Raw genomic sequence first — 24,280 nt, 5'->3', positions numbered from 1 at the left:
AAGTTGGTGATGATGAAGGAAAAAGCAATGAAATGGCTTTCTAAGAGTTGGGCAGTAGCCGTCGTGTTGCTGGTGGGATGTGCCGGACGTCAGGAGTTTATTCCGCCTCAGCCAAATGCTGAGGAGTATGCGCCGCCGAAGTTGGATTACACCTTACCAGACGCTCAATCTGGTAGCCTTTATCGTCACCAATACACGATGACTTTGTTCCAAGATCGTCGTGCGTACCGAGTCGGTGATGTGCTAACCGTGGTGCTTTCTGAAGAGACTTCTTCAAGCAAAAAAGCCGGAACCAAATTTGGTAAGAGCTCAGCGGTGAACTTTGCTGCGCCAACCATCGGCACTAAAAAGTTTGATGAACTTGGTGTGAGCATTGACGGCAGCCGAAACTTCGATGGCAGTGCGTCTAGCTCGCAAGGCAACAAGCTCCAAGGTGCTATCACGGTCACGGTGCATGACGTGTTGCCAAATGGCGTATTGCGCATCAGTGGCGAAAAGTGGCTGCGCCTAAATCAAGGTGATGAATTCATCCGTTTGACGGGCATTGTTCGCGTCGATGACATCACTCGCAATAACCAAGTTTCTTCTCAACGAATTGCGGATGCTCGCATCACTTACGCTGGTCGCGGCGCGTTGGCAGACAGCAACGCTGCTGGATGGCTGACTCAGTTCTTTAACAGCCCATGGGTACCATTCTAATGAAGCCAATCAATACCTTTTTTTCGTCTTTCCTACTGGCATTGACCTTAGGGCTTCCTGCGACTTCACAGGCTGAAGTGGAAATTCCTATTATGGATTTGGTGGATGTTCGAGGCATCCGCGAGAACCAATTAGTCGGTTACGGTTTGGTGGTTGGTCTTGCCGGCCAAGGTGACCGCAACCAAGTAAAATTTACCTCACAATCCATCACCAACATGTTGCGCCAATTTGGCGTTCAGATTGATGACAGCATGGACCCTAAACTGCGTAACGTAGCATCGGTAAGTGTGACGGCATCGGTAGACCCTATGGCGGGGCCGGGCCAAACCTTAGATGTGGTCGTATCATCCATTGGTGATGCGAAAAGCTTACGCGGCGGTACGCTGCTTCTTACGCCGCTACGCGGTATCGATGGTGAAGTGTACGCCATCGCGCAAGGTAGCGTTGTTGTGGGCGGTTTATCTGCTGAAGGTAAAAGTGGTTCGAAAGTCGAAGTGAATACGCCAACAGCGGGTCGTGTGCCGAATGGTGCAACGCTAGAGCGCGAAATCAAAACAGACTTCAACCAGCGCGATGAAATCACGCTGAACTTGCGCAAACCAAGTTTCACCACTGCAAAAAACATCGCACGTGAGATCAATAATACGTTTGGTCCGAACGTGGCTGTAGCCATCAACAAAGCACGCGTGGATATGCGAGCGCCGAAAGACACGCAACAACGCGTGATCATGATGTCGATGCTGGAAGAGATGAGTGTCGTGGAGGGTCGTAAGCCTGCACGTATCGTCTTCAACTCCCGTACTGGCACCGTGGTGATTGGCAAGAATGTCAAAGTTGGCGAAGCGGCAGTAAGCCACGGCAACTTGACGGTGCGAATTTCAGAATCAGAAAAAGTCAGCCAACCGAATGCGTTTGCTGATGGTGAGACAAAAGTCGTGAATCAAACGGATATTGATGTAAACGAAGAGCTCGCTCAAATGGTGATTTGGCCTCCGGGTACAGAGCTCAATACCATTGTCGATGCAGTTAATAGCTTAGGCGCAACCCCAACCGATTTGATGTCGATTCTTCAGGCACTAAATGAAGCGGGTGCGTTGAATGCTGAACTGGTCGTGATTTAAGGAGTGAACGATGAAACTAGATGGTAGCAGCGATCAAGCTCAATTGAACTCAATGCTTTATCATGACAACAGTGCGTTGGCGAACATCAAGCACAGCCGTGATCAAGAAGGCGCGCTTGAAATGGTGGCGGGTCAATTTGAAGCTATGTTCTTACAATTGGTGCTGCGTCAAATGCGCAGCAGCAGCGACGTGTTAGCGGACAAAGACAGCCCATTTTCAAGTAAGCAACAAGGCGTTTTTCGCGACATGTACGATGGTCAGTTGGCAATGGAGTTGGCGAAAAAACAAAGCTCTGGCATCGCCAATATGCTGATTCAGCAGTTGAGCCCTTCAATGCGCGAAGTGGCCTTCGATTCGGCGCGCAATGTGTCTTCTGCAAATGACGGTAAAACGGTCGATTCTGAATCGATATCACAGCTTGAACTCGAAGAAATTACCGACCCATTTAACTCAACGGCTCAAGCGGTCGCCTCAGTTAAACAAGTGCTTGGAGAAGCCGGTATGACGACCGCTTTTTCTCAGCCGCTGATCAGGAAAATGGAGCTGTAAATGAACCTAGTTAATATCGCCCTCTCAGGTTTAAACGCAAACCGCGTTGCACTTGACGTGACGGCGCAAAACGTTGCGAACGTCAACACGCCAGGATACAGCCGTCAACAAGCGTTGATGGCGACAGTTGGTGATGGTAAGTCCAACCGCTTAAGTTCTGGCATGGGTGTGGAAGTGACCAGCATCCGCCGTGTAACTGATCAGTTCTTGGTTAAACAAACTTGGTCTACCAATAGTTTGGCGGCTTACGCGGCTGGTTACACCAGCAACATGAGCCAACTAGAAAACACCTTGGGTGCAGACGGATTTAGTATCTCTGCTGGCTTAGACTCGCTTAACGCCGCGCTTAACGACGCGACAGTGAAGCCAGAATCGATGCCTTACCGCCAGCAAATCATCAATGAATCAGAAGCGTTGGCTCGACGCTTCAACACACTAACTCAGTCTTTGCACAACCAACATAAAGACATGAATGATCAGCGCACCGCTGCGCTGACTCATGCAAACAGTCTGATGTCGAACATCGCTCACGTGAACAAGCAAATCGTTGAAATGCAAGGTACAGGCGGTAACCCTGCTCAATTGATGGACACGCGTGAAAAGCTGATCGGTGAGCTGTCACAAGTGATCGAAGTGAAAACAACCGATCAACCGGATGGCAGCATGCAGGTGACGTTGGTTTCTGGTCAGCCGTTAGTCATGGGTTCGGACTTTGGTCAACTGTCTGCGATTCCTGATCCAAGCGATCCGTATCTTGCGGATCTGCACGTGAATTTTGCTAATCAAAGCTTCGCTATTGGCGATTCGGTCGGGGGTAAGTTGGGTGCCATTAACGATTACCAAACCGACGTTCTAAAGCCAAACCAAGTGGCGCTTGATGACATGGCAAAAGCTCTGGCAGATGAGTACAACGCGGTACTTGCTACAGGTAAAGACTTGAAAGGCAATGCTGGCAAACCACTGTTTAACTACGCCCCTGATAACCCAGCGGCAAGTTTAACCATCACAGATTTGAGCGCGGAAGAATTGGCGTTTTCAAGCGATGGTACGCCGGGTAACGCGAATGTTCTTAAATCTTTGATTGATTTGAGTAACAAACCGGTTGCGGTAACGGGCTACGGCTCAGTGAGCTTGAACGATGCCTTTACCTCAATGGTTGGCCAAACGGCGATCAAAGCGCGTCAGGCCGATGCGGATTACCAAGCAAAACTGGCAATGAGTAAGCAAGCGCATACCGCTCGCGACAACGTAAGTGCCGTGAACAGCGATGAAGAAGCCGCGAACTTGATGACGTTTGCTAACGCGCACAATGCCAACATGAAAGTGATCAGTACGGCGAACCAGCTGTTCGACTCTGTATTGCAGTTATTCTAGAGGAAACCCAGATGCGAATCAGTGATAACCAATTCAGCCAAATGATGCTGCAAAGCCTGCAGAGCAACAGCGCAGGCCTTGGGAAAGTACTTCAACAAATGTCGACACGTGAGCGACTGACTAAGTTGTCTGATGATCCAATGGCGTCTATCAAGCTGCTTAACTTGGAACGTGAAAACAGCGCGATTGCTCAATACCAAAGCAACATCGCAAACCTGAAAACAACGCTTTCAAGCCAAGAGACACACCTAGACTCAGTGAGCGAAAGTTTGAAAAGCATGCGTGACATTGTTCTTTGGGGCGCGAACGGTTCGTTAACGGATCAAGACCGTAGCGGCATGATCACCGAACTGAAAAGCTACCGTGACTCCATCGAATCGTCTTTCAATGCGCAAGATGAAGAAGGCCACTTTCTGTTCTCGGGCACAAAAACCGATACCGCGGCTCTGAATAAATCAAGTGGCGCTTATGTAGTCGAAGGCAACAGCGATGTTCGTGTGGTGACGGTGGCGAAAGGCGTGACCATGGATTCGAACATGACCGCACAAGAGATCCTAGATATTGGTGGCGGCAAGAACGTTCTTAATCAAATCGACGCTTTGATTGCAGAATTTGAGAAGCCGAGTCCGAATTTTCAAGCCGAAGTGGACGCTAGCCTAAACGCCATCGATGATACGATGGCAAACGTACTAGGCGCGATGACGGAAATCGGTGGTCGCCATAACAACCTAGATTTGATGGATGGCGCACACAGCGAAAACAAGTTGTTTGTCGACAAAGTCTCTGGTGACTTATCTGCATTGGACTACGGTGAAGCTTCGGTACGTTTAAGCAACTACATGGCTGCTCTGCAAGCTACGCAGGCGAGCTACGTGAAGATCAACGATCTTTCATTGTTTGACCGTATTTAAGGTTAGGAAGTTCTTTTATGGTAATGAGTACAGTAGAGGTTAGAGCCCATAGCATACGCTTGGGTGGCCAAGAACAAGCCTCTATCATGCCAACCCGCTCTGCGGATTCAAGCAGTACGATCAAACCGCGTCCAATTCAAGTTCAGGCTGACACCGCGTCAGCCTATTCTGTTTCAGGCATTCAACTGACTCAGGGACAGCAACAAGCAACAGCGGTACAAATTGCTTCAAAATCACTGCAAACCATTGGTAAAGAGCTAACGCACATTAAACGTGGGTTAACTCAAGCGGTTACGCAAGGCGCACAAAATGTGCCGGGGTTGCAAGATACGCTTGTGCGCTCTAAAGCGAACATTCAACGTGTTGTGGAACAAGCGCGCTTTGATGGCCAGAAGGTGATTGATAACGAGTTGCATCTCAAGTTGGATAAAGCCGATATTCGTCGCTTCTCTATCCCAGGTTTGAATGTTCATCGTCTCAGTGACCGAGCGGAACAAATTCGTTTGGATTTCCCTCAGGGCCAAGCGGTAATGATTCAGTTTGACGGTCAATCGGACGGCGCACGCACGGTGAAAATGCTCGACCGCAGTTTAATTGCAATGGGCATGCGCGCATCATTGGCTGAAGACGGCACCATTTTGTTTGAAGCGCGCGATAACGCTTATCAACAAATGCAGCAGAAGGTTTTGGTCACGGGCGAAGGGCATCGCTTCCCAGCTGGCCAGCCAAATGTGCTGAACTTGAAATCTGAGCCGGACGGTATTGCTGAGCTGAGTTTTGATTTAGGCTCTCGTGATGGCATCAAACAGACCATCTCGAAAGTCAATCAGCACTTAAGACAAGTGCAAACCAGCTTAGAAGAAGCGAAAGCTTTTCATGGCGAGTTGAACACGCAGATGCGCTCAATCCAAAGCAAAAGTCATCAACTTTCGGTAGATGAAGTGAACGCAAAACTGGATGGTTTTATGGAGACGTCTGGTCAGTTTACCTCGACGTTCCAAGCGTTAAATGCGCAAGCGAATGTCCGTCGCCATACGGTGGTTGCATTGTTGAAATAACGCCGTTTCAAAGAACACTCCAATGATTCCCGGCTTTACATTTTTGCTGCCCCCCAATAACGGCGAAAATGCATTGTCGGGAATCTCTCTTTTCCGCTTATCTTTTTGTGTTGAAGAACGTCGATTATGGCTCAGAGGTCTGAGTGACTGAGCGATGCAGTTTTTGAAAGAGCCACCCCAAAGCAATAAGTGATGCCCCCAAGCCTAAGAAGCTGATGGCGCGCCAGAACCCGTCCAAAGAGCTTACATCCCACAAGAATACTTTCAATGCCACAAAGGCCAGTATAATTAAGCCGATGCGTTGCATCATCATCGCCTTGTGAGTGACACCGCGCCAAGTTAAAGCGCCACCAACCATTAATCCTGCCACTGAGTAGCTAAACAATTCCGCCATACTGGTCGGCTGAAACAGCGTCATTGACGTGGTTTGCCAGAACTGTCGAATCGACATCCCTAGCCAAATGGCCGCTAATGCAAAGCCAAGACATGCGACCGCTAATCGGTGTACACGCAGCGTATTCCAGCGTCTAACGACCGCAGCAATGAGAATGCACGCTGGCAGAAGCCAACCTAAACTCAGCATGTTGAACACCGGCATGGCTTGTGCCGATACGTTGTTGGTGATGAGTGGCGATTCAACGCTGTTCAGCCATACCGTCAATAGCGCGAATGCGCCCCACAATAAGTAGCTGTAGGCTTGATAAACAAGGGTGAGCTGCTGAGCAAATTGGCTGCGATAACTGTAAACCAAGCCCATAACCAGTGCTTGGTTGGCAAAGACCACGGCACTTGTGAAATCGATGTGCCCCAAATAGCCGTATTGTCCCGTTAACCAGTAGTTGGTTTGGGTGAACAACGCCATTAAGAACACATGCAAAAACGCCCCTTCAAACCAGTTGGTCAGGTCGGAATCTTGTTTCGCTAGCACGCTTCGGGCATAGGCTAAGATAGCCAATGACGGCACGTAACTAAGAATGACCCAAGCCCAATGCCCACTTTCAACCGGCTGCCATTGTGGAATAAATGGCAGCAACGTGAGACGAACCACCAAAATACCCATCACGATTTTGACCGCCCAACTTGCTGGGCGAAAGAACCCGGCTTGGATTTGCAGTGCCATCACCGCGACTTGTATCGAAATGGCAGTGGTGAGCCAAGTGTCGCTTAACCAAACGAAAGCGACGCCAGAAATCAGAGCGTGAACGACCGCTGAACATTCAAGTGCAAGAGAGCGAAGGCGCTGGCTAAGGAACGCATAATAGGCCGCGATGAGCGCGCAGAACAACGTCCAGTACAGGGCGTAAGCGTGCATGAATTCGTCAGCATAAAACAACGTGACCAAACCCATCGTTGGTGCTAGCACCAATAAAAGCACGTTGCTGATTTGCGAACGGTCACTCAAAGATTGGCAATAGGTTCTAAAGCCAATCAGCGCAATACTCACCGCCAGTGCGAATAAAATGCTGGCCTCTCGCTCTAACATATACAGCGCATCAAACGCGATGGTGAGAACAATCAGCGCGGTTGCCGAGACGAGTATGGATGGCAAAAATACACGTAACGACCAGCCTGTACGCAGTGCTGGTAGCCAGATGATCGCCACAAGCAGCGTATAACAGTACGCCATTTGTAGAGTGTTCAGTTCCGGCATTCTGGTGATAGCAGAAAAGGTCAATAACGCTACTGCAAGAGAGGTCGCGGTTGGTTGATTTGTCCACTTGCTTTGATAGTGGCGAAAACGAGGATTGAGCATCCAACCCATTCTCGGAACCGCGAAAATGAGATACAAAGTGATGGAGAGATAAATCGCGAGCCACGAGAACAGCAGTTCAGTTGGAATACTCTCAATCAACAGCAGCATCCAAATGACATGCGGAACGGCGATGCTTGGCGCAATCCATGCCCGATGCACTTTTTGCATCAATAAGGTCGCCGCGAACGAAATCGCGCAGATGTATGCGGCTAACAAAAAGTAGTTCGGTTCATTACCTCCAATCCAAAGTGGAGCGGTGTAGCCACCGATTAAACCGAGCACCGCCATTAACGGCCCTTGTCGCAATGACAACGCTAAACTGCAAAATGCCGCCGCAGCCAAGATGATCAACGAGACACTTGGCGTCAGCATTTGATAAACCACAAAAGCAAAAATGACGGTGCAGTAAATGCCCGTTAGCCCCGTTCCGGTGACAGCAGCAGGCACATAGGTAAAGCCTTGAGCGCGTGCGGCGCGATCTGGGTTGTTTTGCTCTTTTCGATGGAACCACTCGCCAGCGAGTACCATAAGTAACGAGAGTGAAAAGGCAAAAGAAACACGCATAAGTGGCGAAAACTCAATATGGCTACCAATCACTTGTACCAGATAGCCGCCACCGATCAACATGGCTAATGCGCCGACCCAAACTAGCCAGTTCTCTTGGAAGTTAGCAATGAGTTTTTGCGCGTGCTTCTGGATTAGTGGGTCTTCTTGCTGAGTAAACGTCGCCAACTGAACTTGTGTTTGCTGGCTTTGGTTGAGTTCGGTTTGCTCTTGCTCACTATGGTGCTGCTGAGTTGCAATGTATGAAGGCTCAAATTCAGGCTCGATATTGCTTGGAGCGCTTAACGCCGAGTCGCCAGAATCTGAACGCATCGAAGAGGCCGCTCCAAGGCTGGATTCCGATGTGTCAGGCTCTGGTTGGGAGGCTTCGAGTTTTGAATCGCGACGCGTGCTGACGCGAAGAGAGGCAACTTCCTTCTGTAATTTCGACAGTTCTTTTTCCAGCGACGATATCCGACTGGCGGCTTTCAAACCGATCAATATGGCAAAAAAAGCCGTGATCAGTGCAAGTGTCGTAAACAATCCATTTCTCCCTATCCTTGGTCGTTTGTCTCACACGATAGATGATTCTTAACTTTGAGCACGTACACTAAAGCTTAGTTCATGCTCTATGCCTGAGCGTCTTATGATGCTAGGTTCCGCGTGAAATTTTGTACCCACTTTACCTTGCTCTGAGGGGAACTGCGAGAATGACGCAAGTCTTGATGCAGTTTCTGGACGACTTTTCGGCACACATCGCCGCTAAGTCACTGGGTATAAACTATATTCATAATTCTAAGGGTCAACGCATCCTAGCGCTGTGACGCTAAAACAACGATAAAAATAGGTGACGATAGATGCAAGTGGGTAATGAAGCGCTGGTGCTGTCAGCGGTAGGGGTCATTGGTTTGGGCTGTCAGTGGTTAGCTTGGCGGCTGCGCTTGCCTGCCATTTTGTTTTTGCTGTTGGCTGGCCTCATCGTCGGGCCATTTATGCAATGGCTCAAACCCGATGAAATTTTGGGAAATTTGCTCTTTCCGTTGGTCTCATTAGCGGTGGCAGTCATTTTATTTGAAGGCAGTTTGACCTTAAATTTTAAAGAAATTCGTGGCGTGAGTGGGGCGGTATGGAGCATTGTTTCCATCGGGGCGATCATCTCGTGGGCGGCAACCAGTGTTGCGACACACTATTTCCTTGGTTTTACTTGGGAGCTCGCAATGTTGTTCGGCAGCTTAACCGTCGTCACGGGGCCGACAGTTATCGTGCCGCTGCTTCGGACGGTAAGGCCTAACAGTACACTTGCCAATATTTTGCGCTGGGAAGGGATCTTAATCGACCCTCTTGGTGCGCTGTTTGTGGTGATGGTGTATGAGTTTATCGTGTCGCACAGCGCCGTAAACAGCATGGAAGTCTTTGGCACCATCATTGCCGTAGGTGTCATTTTAGGTGTGGCGTCTGGTGCAGCAGTGGCGACGGTATTGCGTCGAGCGTGGTTGCCGGAATACTTGCAGCCTTTTGCGGTTTTAATGGTGGTACTGGGCGTATTTTCGGTCTCTAACCACATCGAATCAGAAGCGGGGTTATTAACCGTTACCGTGATGGGTATGTGGCTTGCCAACGCGAAAGACATTAACATTCAACAAATTCTGCACTTTAAAGAACACTTGACCATTTTGCTGATCACCGGTTTGTTCATCTTCCTTGCGGCTCGAATCAGCTTGGATGATTTTGCAGCGCTGGGCAGTGGTGCGTTGCTGCTGTTTGTCTTTATGCAGTTGGTGTCGCGCCCGTTATCGATTTTTCTTTCTACGATGCGCAGCAACTTGAACATTAAAGACAAGCTCTTTTTGTCTTGGGTGGCACCACGCGGTATTGTTGCTGCGTCGATTTCGTCTCTGTTTGCGATTAAGTTGACTGAATACGGAGTCGATGGAGCAAGCTTACTGGTGCCAATGACCTTTATGGTGATCATCGGTACGGTGGTATTACAAAGTGCCACTGCTCGCCCTATGGCGATTGCATTGGGTGTCGCTGAACCTGCACCGAGAGGCTTCCTACTTATTGGGGCGAACCGAGTCGCACGTGAAATTGGCCAAGCGTTAGCGCGTTATGATCGACGTGTATTGATGACGGACTCGAACTGGGAGTACATCAGCCAAGTTCGTATGATGGGTCTGGATTATTATTACGGTAACCCGATTTCTAGCCATGCGGATGACAACCTGAACATGATTGGTATTGGTCAAGTGGTCGCACTCACGCCAGATCAACACTTCAACATCATGGCTTGTATGCAATTTGTTGATGAGTTCGGCGAAGATAAAGTACATTGTCTGCAAAAAGTGAAGACGAATGGAAACGGCAGTGAAAAGCACTCTGTTGCTCAGGAGTATCACGGCAAGCTGTTGATGGGGGGCAATGTTAGTTACACCCAGCTAGCGAGCCTGTTAAGCCGAGGTGCGGAAATCAAGCACACCAAACTGAGTGAGAACTTCACTTACCAAGATTATTTGGAACATCACAAAACCAATTTGGTGATCCCGCTGTTTAATGTCGAAGACAAAGGCAAAATCCAATTCTGTGATGATCCGGATCAGTTTGCGCCAAGTTCGACAAGTACCATTGTGTCGCTAATTCTGCCTGAAAGCGCACAATAGAACGCAAAACATCTATTTCACCGCCTTTAAGTTGGCATCCTGTCCGTTTGTTATCCAAGCTTAGGGAGTAACTCGCCGTTATCGTTTTAAACGAGAGGGTGGGTTTCTCTTCCTATAATTTCAGAGTAAATAACGATTCATTGCTGGTTTCGGAAATGCAATGCACCTATTTCAGAAAATTCGCATTGACGTTACTGATGAGGATGGCAATACTGCGCGACTGTTTTACTTTAGGGTGACATTATGGCTCCGCAAACTAACCGAAAAGACTTACATTTAGACGCTGTTTTACATCATGACATGAGCATGAAAAAGAAAACGGCGGGTTTTGAGTCTGTCGAGTTTGAACATTGTGCGCTGCCAGAATGTGACTTCAACACTATCGATTTATCGACGGAGTTTCTTGGCCATCGATTGGCGCTGCCGTTTTTGATCAGCTCCATGACGGGGGGAGCGAGAGACGCCGAAACGATCAACTGCCGCTTAGCTGAAGCCGCAAGCGAGTTAGGTATCGCGATGGGTGTGGGCTCTCAGCGGATCAGCTTAGAAGAAAGCCAGCACTCTGGCTTGGGTAAAACCATCCGTGAACTCGCGAAAGGTGTGCCGCTGTACTCAAACTTAGGAGCTGCTCAACTGCGTGACAAAGGCAAATTGGATAACGCGCAACGTGCGGTTGAGGCGATTCAAGCAGATGCCTTGTTTGTGCACGTTAATCCGATGCAAGAAGCGTTTCAGAAAAACGGCGATCACAATTGGATTGGTGTATTGCACGCTATTGAGCAACTAAAGCCGCGCGTTAACGTTCCTATCATCATCAAAGAAGTAGGTTTTGGTATAAGCGGTGACGTGGCGCAGCGACTGGTTGATGCTGGCGTGGACGCAATTGACGTCGCGGGCGCTGGTGGCACAAGTTGGAGTGCGGTTGAAGGGTATTGCCAAGACAACCCTCACATGCAGCGCGCAGCAGAGCTTTTTCGTGATTGGGGTATCCCGACGGCAACGTGCTTGGCTCAAATACGTGCGCAGCATCCTAAATTGCCTTTGATCGCCTCTGGTGGTATCCACAATGGACTTGAGGCGGCGAAAGCGATTCATTTAGGCGCGAACCTCGTAGGCCAAGCTGGTGCAGTATTGAAAGCTGCGACCATCAGCACGCAGTTGGTGGTCGATCATTTTGAACAAATGGCGTTAGAGCTGCGTTTGGCCTGCTTTGGCACTGGATCGGCGAAGGTGAACGCGTTAACTAAAGCACGTCGTCTGTAACACCAGATATGGTGTGATTATCACAGCGTCGCTCAATAAATTTTCGGTGTCTTAACACGTAGACTGATAATTTCGTTATAGTTGATACAAAAGTCACTTTGATGAACAACGCTTGTTGAAGTGATGGGTATTTAATTGTTTGCAACTGGAACCTGAATTTATGAAAAAACTAGTCATGCTGATGTTAGCTGTGTCTGCTTTAACTGCTTGTAGCGATGAAGTGGGCACCGAAGGCTGGTGTAACGACATGCGCGATAAGCCCAAAACAGAATGGACAGCAGACAATGCCGTCGATTTTGCAAAGCACTGTGTTCTTCAAGATGGTGTTGGCAGCGAGCAATGGTGTGAGAGCTTAAAAGACAAGCCAAAAGGTGACTGGACAGCAAACGAAGCAACCAGCTTTACTAAGCACTGCATTTTCTAAGCACTGAACTTGCTTAACACGATGTCTCTTATGAAGAGCGATGGCGTGGTTAAACAAAATATTAAGAAAACACCAAGCATCTTGCTTGGTGTTTTTGTATCCGAAAAGCTCGTTTTACTTTTCTCTGATCGTCTTTCTGTTTTCCTACCGTTTGGCGTTAGGATGAATGAGCTTTAGGACTCATGCTTCTCGCCGTCGCGGTAGAAATTAACTTTCATCGCGTTGTGGTTTTTACATTTTCGTTTCATTTTTGAAAACCTGCGTTACCCGTCTTTAATTTGTCGTCTTGTGGTGGCATGGTGAAGAGACCATCACCAACCTCACGTAGGTTCATAATAAAAAAGGGACTCAAATGGAAGTACTCAAAGGCTCATGTCTGTGTGGCAAGGTAAAACTCGAAGTGGCGGATGAATTCAAATACATGGGCAACTGCCATTGCTCTGAATGTCGAAAATTTACTGGCTCTGACTATTCATCGGCGGGCGGCATTGCTCTAGATAAGTTGCTCATTATTCAAGGGAAAGAGGATATTCAAACTTATCAGAAAAGTGAAAATACCGAGCTATGTTTTTGTCGCCATTGCGGCTCAAGTTTGTATTCGAAAAAGAATAACGGAATCGTCAATATTCGCTTAGGTGTATTGGATGATGCCCCATCTCACAAACCAAGCTTTCATATTTTCGTGGCGTCAAAAGCGCCGTGGTTAGAAATAACCGACAACCTGACCCAGTTTGAGGCAGGGCCAAAACTTTAGAGAAAATCCGTTGTTATCGCGGGGCGAATATCAACGCCTCGCGGATTAAAACTCCACTGCACACGAGCACATTTTCTGAACTCTCCAGACTTCTACTTCGCTTGTCATGTTCATTCTCAAAATGACAAAAAACACGCTTGTCATCATAACTCTTTGTTAGATAAATAATTTAAATTAGGCACCATAATTGCTCCTTCTTGCATATGACCAACGTCCGGTTAAAGAAGGGGAACATTATGAGAACAGGGAAACTAATCGCGCTTTCTGGCTGCTGCTTATCATTTTCAGCCAGTGCGCTTATGACCAGCGACTTTACCTTTGAATCTGGTAGTGACAGTTCAAATTATTCAGCTAAAGGTAAACCCGTTAATACCTATTCGGTCGCAGAAGCCTTGCCGCAAGATGTACTTAGCAACGTTTACTCCATGTTGCCAGAGGGCACACTCGTCAACAGCGCCTTTATTGCGCCAGAACGTTATTCCAGCATTGATATCGATGAAGAGTTGAATGGCGCGGAGTTCGCAACCGCAAAAGTCACCTTTTTGAATGAAGGGGCTGGGTATCGAAATACGCTCGGTTATTTTGTTTTTGATACCAATAACCCGCCGATCAATAAAGATGAAATCGCAGCGCATGTGATCATTTTCCCTAACACATCGAAAGCGCCAGATGGCGAGATGGAAGAAGGTGACACTATCGACCTGAATGTGCAGCTCACTGCCAGTCAAACGCTTGCGTTCTTCATTATTCCGAATGGTTGGGGCTGGTCTGGCTCATACAATAACATTGCCAGCCTTGGCAGTTGGGGCACGCCATTTTATAGCTATTCCAATCTAAACCCAGAGTCGACTTCAGAAAATCGTCGTCATAACGTGGCTTTTATCGATACGCAAAACGAGTTCTTAGTCCTGGGTTTTGAAGATATTTATCGCCCTGATGGCGACAATGATTTCAATGACTTGCTGTTTACTGTCGAAGTGAGCCCATTCACCGCCATTGATGGCGTCAACACTGATGGTTCGACGGATTCGAAATACGAGCCATTGGTGCAAGAAAACAACCCAGAAGTGACGGTAACTTCGGTTTATCCAAGCTCAGACACGTACGCGACGATGGCGTTTGAAGATCGCTGGCCGCTAATGGGCGACTACGATTTCAACGATGTGGTGTGGCGTTATCGCGTTACTGAACTGCTAAATGGTCAGCGTGAAATCAAAAACATTACATTCGATTACACCTTACAGGCGATGGGAGCTGGGTTCTCCAACGGTTTTGCGGTTCATCTACCAAATGTTAACCCTGCCAATATTGCGTCGACCGTGTTGACTCGAAATGGCGAACCCGTCACTCATCAAGTGGTGCAATCTGGCGGTGAGGCGGTGCTTGTGGTCTCAGAAAACTTGCGCAAAGACTTAGAAGCATTGGGTGAGTTAGACAGCAATTGTACTTTTTATCGCACTCAAACCGCGTGTGTGAGTCAGCAAACGTCAGATGTTCTGAATTATCAGCTCACCGTTGAGCTATCGACGCCTGTTTCACGTGAGCAAGTTGGCTATCCGCCTTACGATTCATTCATCTTTGCTTCGAAAGACTCGTATCACGGTGATTTTACTGCCACACCTCCGGGTATGAGTTGGCAAACGCACTTCAAGTCCTTTGCGGGAACCAGTGAGATGAATAACTCTTTTTTCAACCTGCATGATGATAACTCCGGCGGCGCTGAGTCATTCTTGACGAACAACAACATGCCGTGGGCGATCAACATTCGTGACGAGTGGGATCATCCGATTGAAAACGTCGACATCAGTAAAGCGTATCCCGATTTTCCAACTTGGGTAACCAGCAGTGGCGAGTCAGAAACAACGTGGTACCAAGCCTCAACCGCTAACAAAGTAATTCCTGCAACTCAGCAGTAAGGAGCCTGACATGAAACATTCTACAAAACTGCTTATGACGACGTTGATTTCGGCATTAATCGTAGCTTGTGGAGGCGGCGGTGGAGGTGGTGGCTCAACCACGCCTCCGGCACCAACACCGACGCCATCGGTTCAGGTTCTCGACAATACGGCTGACATCGTGGCGGAACGAGACTTCTCATTCGATATTGGTGAAAAAATTACCTTGTCTGTGAATTATACCGGTTCGACCGAGGGGGCGTTGCACTTGTATTCGAAAGCGGCGTATACCACCGCAAATGGCGATGTGATTGCCGACCCGACATCTCGTATCACGACGTTGTATCCAAACGTGGCGGGTGACGTAGAGCTCGAAGTGAATGGCAACTGGACACATCTTTATGCGCAATGGGTGCCGATGAGTGCGCAAGAGTTTGAGCAAAATTGGTCAATTGCGCTAAACAATTCCAATAACAACTACCACATAGATTTTTAGAGCCGGACTTTGCGAATAATGGGGTGCGTGTGCTTAAAAGGAGTTAAGCAACGTACATAAAACTAGGGGAAGTCGCAGAGCGCGTTGCCGCTAATCAGCAACGCGCTCTGTTTTTTCCAGATGAAAACGGGTCATGTAGTAACAAAACGAGGGATTATTGGGCGTTTTGCAACTCTTCCAGGCCGCCTGCATTGTGCAGATTTGTGAACCCTTGCGATTGCAAATATTGATAGGCTTGGCCCGAGCGGTTACCACTGCGACAATACAGCACAATCAATTGATCTTTTTTGACGTCTTTAAAATGTTTATCAAGCTCAGATAGAGGGAAATTCACCGCATTGTCTAAATGCCCCTCAGAGAACTCTTGCGGAGTGCGCACATCGACGAGCATTGCGCCTTGCTCTATCAGTTGCCATCCCTGTTCCGCGCGTTCAGAAGCCGCTACGTTAGGAGCGAGCAATCCTAAGCTCAGCGTTGCAAGAAACAGAGAAATTGCCTTTTTCATTCTTTCGTCATCCTTATCAAACTATGTGTGCCACTGCGTAAAATAGCCTCCATCATAGACTCATTATGACGGATGGTGAATGAGAATTTTTGATAGAGAATTTTATTTAGTTCGATAAAAAATTTTTATTGAATTTCCCCCTTGAACTCCAATTTTTCGACCTTATTATTTTCATCGAAAACGAGCAGACGACTCGTTAATCCATCTTTATGTTCAAACTATGTCTTTTATTTTTGGTTCTAAGTAGGAGGCACTTCAAATGAAAATTCGTCCTTTAAATGACAAGCTAATTGTTGAAAGACAAGAGGTGGAAAATAAATCTGAAGGGGGAATCGTTTTAACTTCTCAGTCGGTGAAAAAATCAAACCGCGGGAAAGTCATTGCTGTTGGTTTAGGTAAACGCCTTGAAAATGGCGAACGCGCTGCGATGGAAGTCAAAGTGGGCGATCAAATCATTTTCAATGACGGTTACGGCGTGAAAACCGAGAAAATTGACGGCGCAGAATACTTGATTCTGTCCGAATCTGATGTGTTAGCAATCGTTGAGTAATTATTTTTGTAGTAGTTTTTTGAGGAGATAATTATGGCTGCAAAAGACGTATTATTTGCTAATGACGCACGTCAAAAAATGCTGAAAGGTGTGAACTTACTGGCGGATGCAGTAAAAGTGACACTAGGCCCTAAAGGCCGCAACGTTGTGCTTGATAAATCTTACGGCGCGCCAACGATCACTAAAGATGGCGTGTCTGTAGCGAAAGAAATCGAACTGAAAGACAAGTTCGAAAACATGGGCGCACAAATGGTGAAACAAGTGGCGTCCAAAGCAAATGATGAAGCAGGTGACGGTACAACGACGGCTACCGTACTGGCGCAATCTTTCATCAATGAAGGTCTTAAAGCGGTAGCCTCTGGCATGAACCCAATGGACCTAAAACGTGGTATCGACAAAGCCACTGAAGCGGCGGTTGAGAAACTACGTGAAATGTCTAAGCCATGCAGCGACAAAGAATCCATCACCCAAGTGGGTAGCATTTCTGCAAACAGCGATCGCGCGATTGGTGAAATCATTGCAGAAGCGATGGAAAAAGTGGGTCGCAATGGCGTGATTACGGTGGAAGAAGGCCAAGGTCTAGACAACGAATTGTCTGTGGTTGAAGGTATGCAATTCGACCGCGGTTACTTGTCGCCATACTTCATCACTAACCAAGAAAATGGCAGCGTAGAGCTAGACAACCCTTACATCCTATTGGTGGACAAAAAAGTCAGCAGCATCCGCGAGCTATTGCCAGTGCTAGAAGAAGTGGCGAAATCTTCTCGCTCGCTATTGATCATTGCTGAAGACATCGAAGGTGAAGCGCTAGCGACATTGGTTGTGAACAACATGCGTGGCATCGTGCGTGCGACGGCGGTGAAAGCACCTGGTTTTGGTGACAACCGTAAAGCGATGATGGAAGACATTGCGGTACTAACCGCAGGTACGGTCATCTCTGAAGAAATCGGCCTAGAGCTTGAAAAAGCAACGCTAGAGCAACTAGGTAGCGCGAAGAAAGTGACCATCACCAAAGACACAACAACCATCGTGGGTGGCGCAGCAGAAGCAAGCGCGATTGCTGATCGTGTGACTTCGATTGAAAAACAAATCGAAACAACCACCTCTCAATACGATAAAGACAAGCTTCAACAACGTGTTGCGAAGCTTTCTGGCGGCGTAGCGGTGATCAAGATCGGCGCTGCAACCGAAGTTGAGATGAAAGAGAAGAAAGACCGCGTGGATGATGCGCTACACGCTACTCGCGCAGCGGTTGAAGAAGGTATTGTTGCTGGTGGTGGTGTTGCCCTAACTAAGATCGCGAAAGAATTGGCGGATCTAAAAGGCGACAACGATGACCAAAACGTGGGTATCCGAGTTGCGCTACGTGCAATGGAAGAGCCTCTTCGTCAAATCGCAACCAACGCAGGTGACGAAGCTTCAGTTGTGGCGAATGCTGTCAAAGCGGGTGATGCCGATTACGGTTACAACGCTGCGACAGGTGAATACGGCAACATGATCGAAATGGGTATCTTGGACCCTGCGAAAGTAACACGCTCAGCGCTTCAATTCGCAGCGTCTGTTGCTGGCTTGATGATCACCACTGAAGCGATGATCACCAACCACGTTGAAGACAAAGAACTTGATATCTAACGTTATCAATCGTTAGTGATTAAGTAAGCGTTAAAACAACAATAACATTGCAAAACCTAAGCGGGCTCGCTTGAGCCCGCGAATCAGTCATTTGAGGTAAGTGTTATGACCCGTTTGCCTGCGTTTTCTTTCTCAATATCTGAGCCGGGCGGTAATGAAGCTTCGTCAACGTGGCCGACTGCTATTCACTTCCCCCTCGTTCCAGCTGGGCCAGAGTTTTCGATCGAAAATGCTCTGCCTAAACGTCCGACAGTGACGATATTCACTATCGATCTGTCTCAGTTACTTAAAGGGGACGCTCGGGTCATTCATTAACTGCATCGAAACAGCCAGCGTAAGTTGGCTGTTTTTTTTCATTTCTGGGTGTAGGTCAAACTATTGATAATGTGAATCGTTTTCGTCACGTTGATGCAGTGTATTCAATATGTTAGCTTGATTTGGGACTGTTCCCAAGTAAGGTAATAAAATAATGAATAAGAAAATACTGCTTCCCCTAATGTTAGGGATTTCCGCTACTGCTGCTGCTTCTGATAACAAGGTTGTAGAAAGTGTCTTGATTGATAACATCGCGCTAGAAGGTTACGTGAAGAAAAGTTATGAAGTCGTGATGCAAAGCGAGCCTGAGCTTTTCCCGTACGAGTTTCGTGGTAGCCGTGTGCAGATGAAGTTACTGGTTGAGTTATTCCATAACTCAAAGAACGACAAAAAAGCGGCTCGCGTGATCACTCTAGGGAATGGTTATGTACCAGGTAAGCCTGGTGTAAAACACACTTTTGATGCAGCGATTGTTGACCGTTTTACTCAAAACTACCCAGTTGCGTTCGATTACAGCATCTATCAAGCTGGTGGCACGCCTGTATTTAGTGAGGATTACTCACCGCAAAACGAAGCCAATGATGTTTCAGTATCGACAACCACGGTTGCACCGTCTATCGGCTTAACCGCGACTGCAACACCGGGCTCGGCACCAAGTTTTTCTGGCTCGTTGACGACCGATCTCGGTGTGGCTTATACGTCTCGTTACTCGAGTAAGGATTACGTCACCGCAGCCAAACCAAAGGCTTCCATGGAACGCGGTATGGGCGTTAAGTGGACCACCTCTCTTAGCCAAATTTACACCAACGACTACCAGTACTACGGCAAATGGGCGGGTGTTTACCACTACACAGGTTGTTCAAACGAAAACCTATTACCAGAAGAGAACTTGCCGCGTTTGATCTACGGTTTCAAACCGAAATTCCAGTACGTGTTCACACCAGAATTTGAGCGCGGAGAAGAGCCCAAAACGGAGATGATTGCACGAGCGGGCATGAAAGAAGTTGACGAAGGTTTCTCTCGCAATGCGTGTAACTGGTACGATCAAGGCACAACGAGCCATTACACTGAGGCGCAAATTCGCTTCACGATTGATTGGGATAAGCTCATCGTTATCACTCAATAAACGTTTCACTTATCAGACCGAAGGTTTGTGGATTGTAATGCGGCTCCATTAGCCGCATTTTTTGTGTTCAAACTCTGACCGCAAACGTATTAAGCCTTTAAGCCCAGCATCGCGCCGAAAATGACCAAACCCGTCCCACATGCTTGATTGAGTCGATGCTTAATCTTCAACAAGAAGGCTTGTAATTGTGGTGACGTGAATAAAACTGCAACGATAGAAAACCAAATGCCGTGCAGCGCAATCATATAAATCCCGTAAAACAAGGCGATATGTTGCTGACTAGAATCGGGAGAAATTACTTGGCTAAAAATACTCAGAAAAAACAGCATCGTCTTAGGATTGAGTAAATTACACAGAAATCCCTGCATGAAAAATCGCCACATTGAATACTCGCTCTGTTGAATGGTTTCTGAGTTTGACGCAGGCTGCGAGGAGAATATTCCTTTAATCCCAAGGTAGACAAGATAAGCAGCCCCAAGATAGCGCACGAGATTAAACAACCATTCATTTTGTGAAATTAAGTAACTGATCCCCAGCATGGAGTAAGCGATGTGGATGCTTATCGCCATGCTGATACCAATCGCACTGTACACGCCAGCTTCTCGTCCTTGATTTAAGCTGTTTCTTAATACCAAAACAAAGTCTGCGCCAGGGCTAATAACAATAAGTACCCCCAATAGCGCAAGAGTTACAAATTCCATATCGGTTTCCTGTTTGAATGATGAAGTCTGTGATGTAGCGGAATTGTAGGCGTCTTTGTTACTGACTATAATCGAAAAATATTCCCATATTGGTGAGAAAAACTCACAGATGCGTCACCTAAAATCTTTCTATGTCTTCCACGTTGCGGCGAGCTCTTCAAGCTACACTGAAGCGGCTGACAAACTGAACATCACCCACGGAGCCGTGAGTAAGCAGATCAAGCAACTTGAGCAATATCTGTCGCAACCTTTGTTTTTGAAAGAGGGTAGGAAATCCGTGTTGACGGCAGAAGGTGAATTACTCAAGACATACACAAAAACGGCATTCCAAACGCTAGAAACAGGCGTGAATACACTCATTCAAGAAAAGCATCAGCATCTTGAAGTGTCTTGTGAACCGACATTAACCATGCGTTGGTTGATGCCAAGGCTTGCTGCGTTTAATGATGAACACCGTGCTGATGTTCGTTTGTCGACGGCGGGAGGCCCGGTAACATTAGGGTCAACAGGGCTTTCGATGGCGATTCGTCGAGACGATTTTGCTCAGCAGCACGATTACAACAAAACCATTCTTGTGGAAGAGTGGGTGGGGCCAGTATTTTCTACTGAGTATTGGCAATCCATTCAAGACGATTTGGATGCAGTTCGATTGTTGAATAGCCAAACTAGACCGCATGCTTGGGCGGATTGGCAGCTATCAACACGTTGTGAAACCTTCAACGGCAACACTCAGCAATCATTTGCGCATTTTTATTTTTGCATACAAGCCGCGGTGGATGGCTTAGGCGCGGCGATGGGATCGTATCCTTTTGTTATGGACGATATTAAGCGCGGTAATTTGGTCGCGCCATTTGGTTTTGTGCTATCAGGTTGCAATTATGTTTTATTGAGCCAAGATAAAAAGCGTACAGAACTCGAACATAAATTCATCACGTGGTTACAAACGCAAATGGTAGAGTGTGTACCACTACCATCGCAGAAAAATACGCAAGGCGAATAGAAGGCGTAGAGCGTGATTACGTCAGTCAGTTTGATGGAAAAGGGCTTAGGAAATTGGAAATGGAAAACCTCAATATTGTTGAAATCAAATCATTTGTTCCAGCGAAAGATTACGCGCTCTCAAAACGTTTTTATGAGGCGATAGGCTTTGATATGGCGTCAGACTTCGGTGATGTGGCGTACTTCTCTCAAGGCAGTTGCGCGTTTCTTTTACAGAATTTTTATGAGCCAGAACACGGCAATAACTTCATGATGCACTTGCTCGTAGAAGACGCAGAAAGCTGGCATCAGCACTTGTCCAAAGTGGGTCATGAAGAATTTGGTTCGCGTTTAACTGAGCTGGTCGAGCAACCTTGGGGCATGCGCGAATGTTGTTTGTTTGACCCTAGTGGCGTTTTATGGCGAATCGGTCAGAACATGAATACTGATTAACGCCAGTCCTCTTTTCACCACATCCATATCGCGCAGGTATTGAGATCTCGATACCTGCGCGTTTTGTTTTTTGCTTAACCTTGCCAACGTTTCTCGCGCACTCACGCCTTTTTCGAGGTGGTGTGTGATGGACTGACCCCAAAAATCTCCTCAAGCAGCATGGCTTTGAGTTCTGCTCTGACTTCTGCCCCACCGATTAACGCCAAAAGTGCGAGTCCGCCTGGTATGAGAATCACCATCAATATTGGTCTTAAAATATAAGAAAAGCAGAATATGGTCGGCAAGAAAATCAATCCTTGGCCTAGTTTGTTTAATACGTACATGAGCGATTCCTTTTGTTTTTATATAAAAATTGAGCGTGCTCATTTTTTATAATTGAGCGCGCTCAATTTGTCAATGTCAGCCGCTCAAGGTATGATCCTTTCAGGCTCATTAAGCAGATACATCAATGACGAAGCGACAACAAACCAGAGACAAAATCCTAAAAGCCGCGTGGGCATCTTTTGCTCAGAATGGCTATGACATGACGACCACAAGGCAGATTGCGAGAGAAGCAGGAGTCGCCGATGGTACGGTATTCAGCCACTTCCCGACCAAACTGTCGATTTTGCGCGAAGGGATGCTGACGCAACTGCAACAGATCAGCCAAGAGACGCTAGTCAGTGTGGAAGGTAAGACAGCTATCGACATTGGTTTGGCGCTGACGGAGAAATACTATCGCTACTATTTTGCGAACGTCGAGTTGAGCCGAGCCTTGTTGAAAGAGGTGATTTGGGATTTGGATTATTACCAGTCGTTTAACCAAGCTTTGTTTCAATCTGCGAGCGTAAGTTCTGTTCTTGAAGACAAAATGCCGTTGATTTTTGACTGCTACTTCATGACGCTAATCGCACATTTAAGCCGAGCAGAACCGGATGTTGAAGCCGCGCTTACAGATCTTCATGCTAAGTTTCGGCAAATCATTCCCATTGAATCACTTGGCTAATGGCTAAAAGTCGTATCTGAGCTCCAGCATATTCAAACAACATCGGTTTTGATGAAGCCTTTTAGTTCGAGCGTTCAAAGGTGTACAGGAGCGTTTACCGAGCGGTTGATTGATTCGGCTATGCTATCGACGCGAGACAGGTCGATCTCATCCCCCCCAACTTTTGGTGGTGATTGCATGGCTGAGTAGTTATAGAGAAATCGATAAATCGCTTGCCACTGTTTAATGCGCTGCAAACTCAAGTGGGCAGCGTAGCTTGGTGGTAACCATCGGGTATAACGGTTCCAAAATTCGCTGTTCCAATTCGGGTGTGCCGGGATTAATTCGTCTATCGATTCCGATGGTCTTGCGCTTTTTTGAGTCAGCCACCCCATCCCCACTTGCCAGCTCCCATATTGATTTTGGATGTTTCCACGACGCCACGTTTCATCCCACCAACTCATCTTTTGCTTTGCATGATTTAAGCTCAGATTTTCCTCACTTTGTCCAATATGGCAATAATAGAGTTGCGTCGTGCCCCGCTTAATGGCGGAGTTAAAAGCGGTGATCGCAGCCCCTCGTAAAAAGCTTTCATGTTCGAGGACAAAGCGTTTCGGCACTTTGTTCGCAAAGTATTTCGCCAAGTTTTGCATGTGCGCGTGCGCAGCAAAAACTGGGCGGGTGAGTAGCACTTCTTTTGATTTCGCGTGCGAACCATCGCAGTAAGCGAGTTGGTCAAATTGGCTGCGGCTAAGAATTTTGTCGTAAGTGCGCTGTGCTTGGAGAAATACATCTGATTCGTTTGGCGCTTCTTCTTGCTGCGTTAATTGGTAACGGCTTGGCTCCCAAAGCGGTTGAGGAATGACGTGCTCTGACATCTCTGTCTGAGGAAACCAAGCGTTGTCACTGAGCAAAAGCACGTAACCCGTTTGGGCATCGGCGCTGCATAGTGTCCAAACATGCGCTGCACGTTGTTCTCGGCCATGGTGGCGAAAACCAGAGCGCGCCACTTGAACAAAGGAGCGAGTTTGGATATTCGAGAACGATAAGTGACGTTCGTATAAGCGACTAAAAGTGTCCAGCATACTTGCCAAACGTTCAAGAGATTGTGAAAAACGGCGATGATTTAAGCCCAATTTATACTGTAAATCTTTGGGTGAAACCTCGGCCAATAGAGCATCAAGCAGTGGTTGGAGTGTGTGGGATTCTTTGTTCGGGTTCAGCAGCGTTGCGGTTTTTTGACAGCAGCGACACTTTACTCTTGGGCTACCGACGGCGGTTCTCCCGTAACGTTGCCAAGCAGGTAATCGGCATTCGCAATGAGGCAATAGCTTCAACTCAAAGGTTTGCTGTTGAAGTTGATGAGCCAATGCGAGTATCGGCTCGTTAATCAAAACCGGAGGATAAGCCCCACACTCAGGGCAATGCCACGAGTCGTAGCCGAGCCGATTTGAGCGCGAATACAAACTGAGATCAGGCACGCCGCAATTAGGGCAGCCAAATGATTTACAGCCATTGTATTCTTGACGAAAAGTCATGGTGCTTATCCTTTGAGGTT

General features: G+C 47.4%; 24 protein-coding genes. 19 read left to right on the top strand and 5 right to left on the bottom strand.

Annotation, left to right across the window (positions count from 1 at the left end):
* Positions 1 to 27 precede the first annotated feature (27 nt).
* The 6 genes from flgH to NL646_RS04570 are packed head-to-tail and all read left to right on the top strand — an operon-like array spanning position 28 to position 5,713.
* Complete coding sequence (gene flgH, locus NL646_RS04595) at positions 28 to 699, top strand: flagellar basal body L-ring protein FlgH (protein ID WP_011106240.1); 672 nt, start codon at positions 28 to 30, stop codon at positions 697 to 699.
* Complete coding sequence (locus tag NL646_RS04590; RefSeq protein WP_005463987.1) at positions 699 to 1,820, top strand: flagellar basal body P-ring protein FlgI; 1,122 nt, start codon at positions 699 to 701, stop codon at positions 1,818 to 1,820. The genes flgH and NL646_RS04590 overlap by 1 nt, the downstream gene beginning before the upstream one ends.
* 10 nt (positions 1,821 to 1,830) lie before the next feature.
* Positions 1,831 to 2,370 carry a rod-binding protein gene (locus tag NL646_RS04585; protein ID WP_005481473.1) on the top strand — a complete coding sequence of 180 codons (540 nt, stop codon included), beginning with the start codon at positions 1,831 to 1,833 and terminating at the stop codon, positions 2,368 to 2,370.
* Positions 2,371 to 3,744, top strand: coding sequence for a flagellar hook-associated protein FlgK (flgK, locus tag NL646_RS04580; protein WP_025526556.1), 1,374 nt, complete (start codon positions 2,371 to 2,373; stop codon positions 3,742 to 3,744).
* Positions 3,745 to 3,755: 11 nt separating this feature from the next.
* A complete protein-coding gene (flgL, locus tag NL646_RS04575) occupies positions 3,756 to 4,655 on the top strand; it encodes a flagellar hook-associated protein FlgL (RefSeq protein WP_005497981.1) in 900 nt (299 codons plus the stop codon).
* Between the two features lie 17 nt (positions 4,656 to 4,672).
* Positions 4,673 to 5,713 (top strand): flagellin, encoded by a 1,041-nt coding sequence (locus NL646_RS04570; protein ID WP_024703144.1) that lies wholly within the window; start codon positions 4,673 to 4,675, stop codon positions 5,711 to 5,713.
* 124 nt (positions 5,714 to 5,837) lie between these two features.
* On the opposite strand, the gene NL646_RS04565 is transcribed toward NL646_RS04570, so the two are convergent.
* The gene (locus tag NL646_RS04565; protein ID WP_253663904.1) at positions 5,838 to 8,552 is read right to left on the bottom strand and encodes a DUF2339 domain-containing protein; all 2,715 of its coding nucleotides are present in this window, start codon (positions 8,550 to 8,552) and stop codon (positions 5,838 to 5,840) included.
* A 314-nt stretch (positions 8,553 to 8,866) separates the two neighbouring features.
* Here NL646_RS04565 and NL646_RS04560 point away from each other — a divergent pair, with 314 nt between their 5' ends.
* The 6 genes from NL646_RS04560 to NL646_RS04535 all read left to right on the top strand — a co-directional run bounded on the left by NL646_RS04560 (position 8,867) and on the right by NL646_RS04535 (position 15,498).
* Positions 8,867 to 10,666 (top strand): sodium:proton antiporter, encoded by a 1,800-nt coding sequence (locus NL646_RS04560; RefSeq protein WP_253663903.1) that lies wholly within the window; start codon positions 8,867 to 8,869, stop codon positions 10,664 to 10,666.
* Positions 10,667 to 10,909: 243 nt separating this feature from the next.
* The gene (gene fni, locus NL646_RS04555; protein ID WP_005481444.1) at positions 10,910 to 11,929 is read left to right on the top strand and encodes a type 2 isopentenyl-diphosphate Delta-isomerase; all 1,020 of its coding nucleotides are present in this window, start codon (positions 10,910 to 10,912) and stop codon (positions 11,927 to 11,929) included.
* A gap of 160 nt (positions 11,930 to 12,089) precedes the next feature.
* Positions 12,090 to 12,353 (top strand): DUF3012 domain-containing protein, encoded by a 264-nt coding sequence (locus NL646_RS04550; protein WP_005481466.1) that lies wholly within the window; start codon positions 12,090 to 12,092, stop codon positions 12,351 to 12,353.
* A 352-nt stretch (positions 12,354 to 12,705) separates the two neighbouring features.
* Positions 12,706 to 13,107, top strand: coding sequence for a GFA family protein (locus NL646_RS04545; protein ID WP_005464047.1), 402 nt, complete (start codon positions 12,706 to 12,708; stop codon positions 13,105 to 13,107).
* A 236-nt stretch (positions 13,108 to 13,343) separates the two neighbouring features.
* A complete protein-coding gene (locus NL646_RS04540; RefSeq protein ID WP_253663902.1) occupies positions 13,344 to 15,023 on the top strand; it encodes an LruC domain-containing protein in 1,680 nt (559 codons plus the stop codon).
* A gap of 10 nt (positions 15,024 to 15,033) precedes the next feature.
* Entirely contained in the window at positions 15,034 to 15,498 is a 465-nt protein-coding gene (locus tag NL646_RS04535) for a hypothetical protein (protein ID WP_253663901.1), read from the top strand.
* A 154-nt stretch (positions 15,499 to 15,652) separates the two neighbouring features.
* Here the strand turns inward: NL646_RS04535 and NL646_RS04530 are convergent, their stop codons facing one another.
* The gene (locus NL646_RS04530) at positions 15,653 to 16,003 is read right to left on the bottom strand and encodes a rhodanese-like domain-containing protein (protein WP_025508552.1); all 351 of its coding nucleotides are present in this window, start codon (positions 16,001 to 16,003) and stop codon (positions 15,653 to 15,655) included.
* Positions 16,004 to 16,262: 259 nt separating this feature from the next.
* Between NL646_RS04530 and NL646_RS04525 the strand changes: the two genes are divergently transcribed.
* The 4 genes from NL646_RS04525 (at position 16,263) to NL646_RS04510 (ending at position 19,626) form a co-directional block, all read left to right on the top strand.
* Positions 16,263 to 16,553 carry a co-chaperone GroES gene (locus NL646_RS04525; RefSeq protein WP_005373989.1) on the top strand — a complete coding sequence of 97 codons (291 nt, stop codon included), beginning with the start codon at positions 16,263 to 16,265 and terminating at the stop codon, positions 16,551 to 16,553.
* Positions 16,554 to 16,586: 33 nt separating this feature from the next.
* A complete protein-coding gene (gene groL / locus NL646_RS04520; protein ID WP_140201075.1) occupies positions 16,587 to 18,185 on the top strand; it encodes a chaperonin GroEL in 1,599 nt (532 codons plus the stop codon).
* A gap of 105 nt (positions 18,186 to 18,290) precedes the next feature.
* Positions 18,291 to 18,500: a hypothetical protein gene (locus tag NL646_RS04515; protein ID WP_005464025.1), complete on the top strand. Its 210-nt coding sequence runs from the start codon at positions 18,291 to 18,293 to the stop codon at positions 18,498 to 18,500.
* A gap of 154 nt (positions 18,501 to 18,654) precedes the next feature.
* A complete protein-coding gene (locus tag NL646_RS04510; protein ID WP_025553336.1) occupies positions 18,655 to 19,626 on the top strand; it encodes a leukocidin family pore-forming toxin in 972 nt (323 codons plus the stop codon).
* Between the two features lie 89 nt (positions 19,627 to 19,715).
* Here the strand turns inward: NL646_RS04510 and NL646_RS04505 are convergent, their stop codons facing one another.
* Positions 19,716 to 20,327: a LysE family translocator gene (locus tag NL646_RS04505; protein WP_025500177.1), complete on the bottom strand. Its 612-nt coding sequence runs from the start codon at positions 20,325 to 20,327 to the stop codon at positions 19,716 to 19,718.
* A 109-nt stretch (positions 20,328 to 20,436) separates the two neighbouring features.
* Here NL646_RS04505 and NL646_RS04500 point away from each other — a divergent pair, with 109 nt between their 5' ends.
* Positions 20,437 to 21,327, top strand: coding sequence for a LysR family transcriptional regulator (locus NL646_RS04500; RefSeq protein ID WP_253663900.1), 891 nt, complete (start codon positions 20,437 to 20,439; stop codon positions 21,325 to 21,327).
* A 59-nt stretch (positions 21,328 to 21,386) separates the two neighbouring features.
* Positions 21,387 to 21,758: a VOC family protein gene (locus NL646_RS04495; protein WP_005395273.1), complete on the top strand. Its 372-nt coding sequence runs from the start codon at positions 21,387 to 21,389 to the stop codon at positions 21,756 to 21,758.
* Between the two features lie 101 nt (positions 21,759 to 21,859).
* On the opposite strand, the gene NL646_RS04490 is transcribed toward NL646_RS04495, so the two are convergent.
* A complete protein-coding gene (locus NL646_RS04490) occupies positions 21,860 to 22,081 on the bottom strand; it encodes a hypothetical protein (protein WP_025500180.1) in 222 nt (73 codons plus the stop codon).
* Between the two features lie 125 nt (positions 22,082 to 22,206).
* Here NL646_RS04490 and NL646_RS04485 point away from each other — a divergent pair, with 125 nt between their 5' ends.
* Positions 22,207 to 22,743 (top strand): TetR/AcrR family transcriptional regulator, encoded by a 537-nt coding sequence (locus tag NL646_RS04485; protein WP_021484471.1) that lies wholly within the window; start codon positions 22,207 to 22,209, stop codon positions 22,741 to 22,743.
* A gap of 74 nt (positions 22,744 to 22,817) precedes the next feature.
* Here NL646_RS04485 and NL646_RS04480 read toward each other — a convergent pair whose 3' ends face one another.
* Complete coding sequence (locus NL646_RS04480; RefSeq protein WP_253663899.1) at positions 22,818 to 24,260, bottom strand: hypothetical protein; 1,443 nt, start codon at positions 24,258 to 24,260, stop codon at positions 22,818 to 22,820.
* Between the last annotated feature and the right edge of the window lie 20 nt (positions 24,261 to 24,280).

The organism is Vibrio sp. Y20_XG_PY13 (assembly GCF_024181925.1).
Classification (GTDB): Bacteria; Pseudomonadota; Gammaproteobacteria; order Enterobacterales; family Vibrionaceae; genus Vibrio; species Vibrio parahaemolyticus.
The sequence above is the reverse complement of the archived record's forward strand: the minus strand, read 5'-3'. Positions and strand labels throughout refer to the sequence as shown.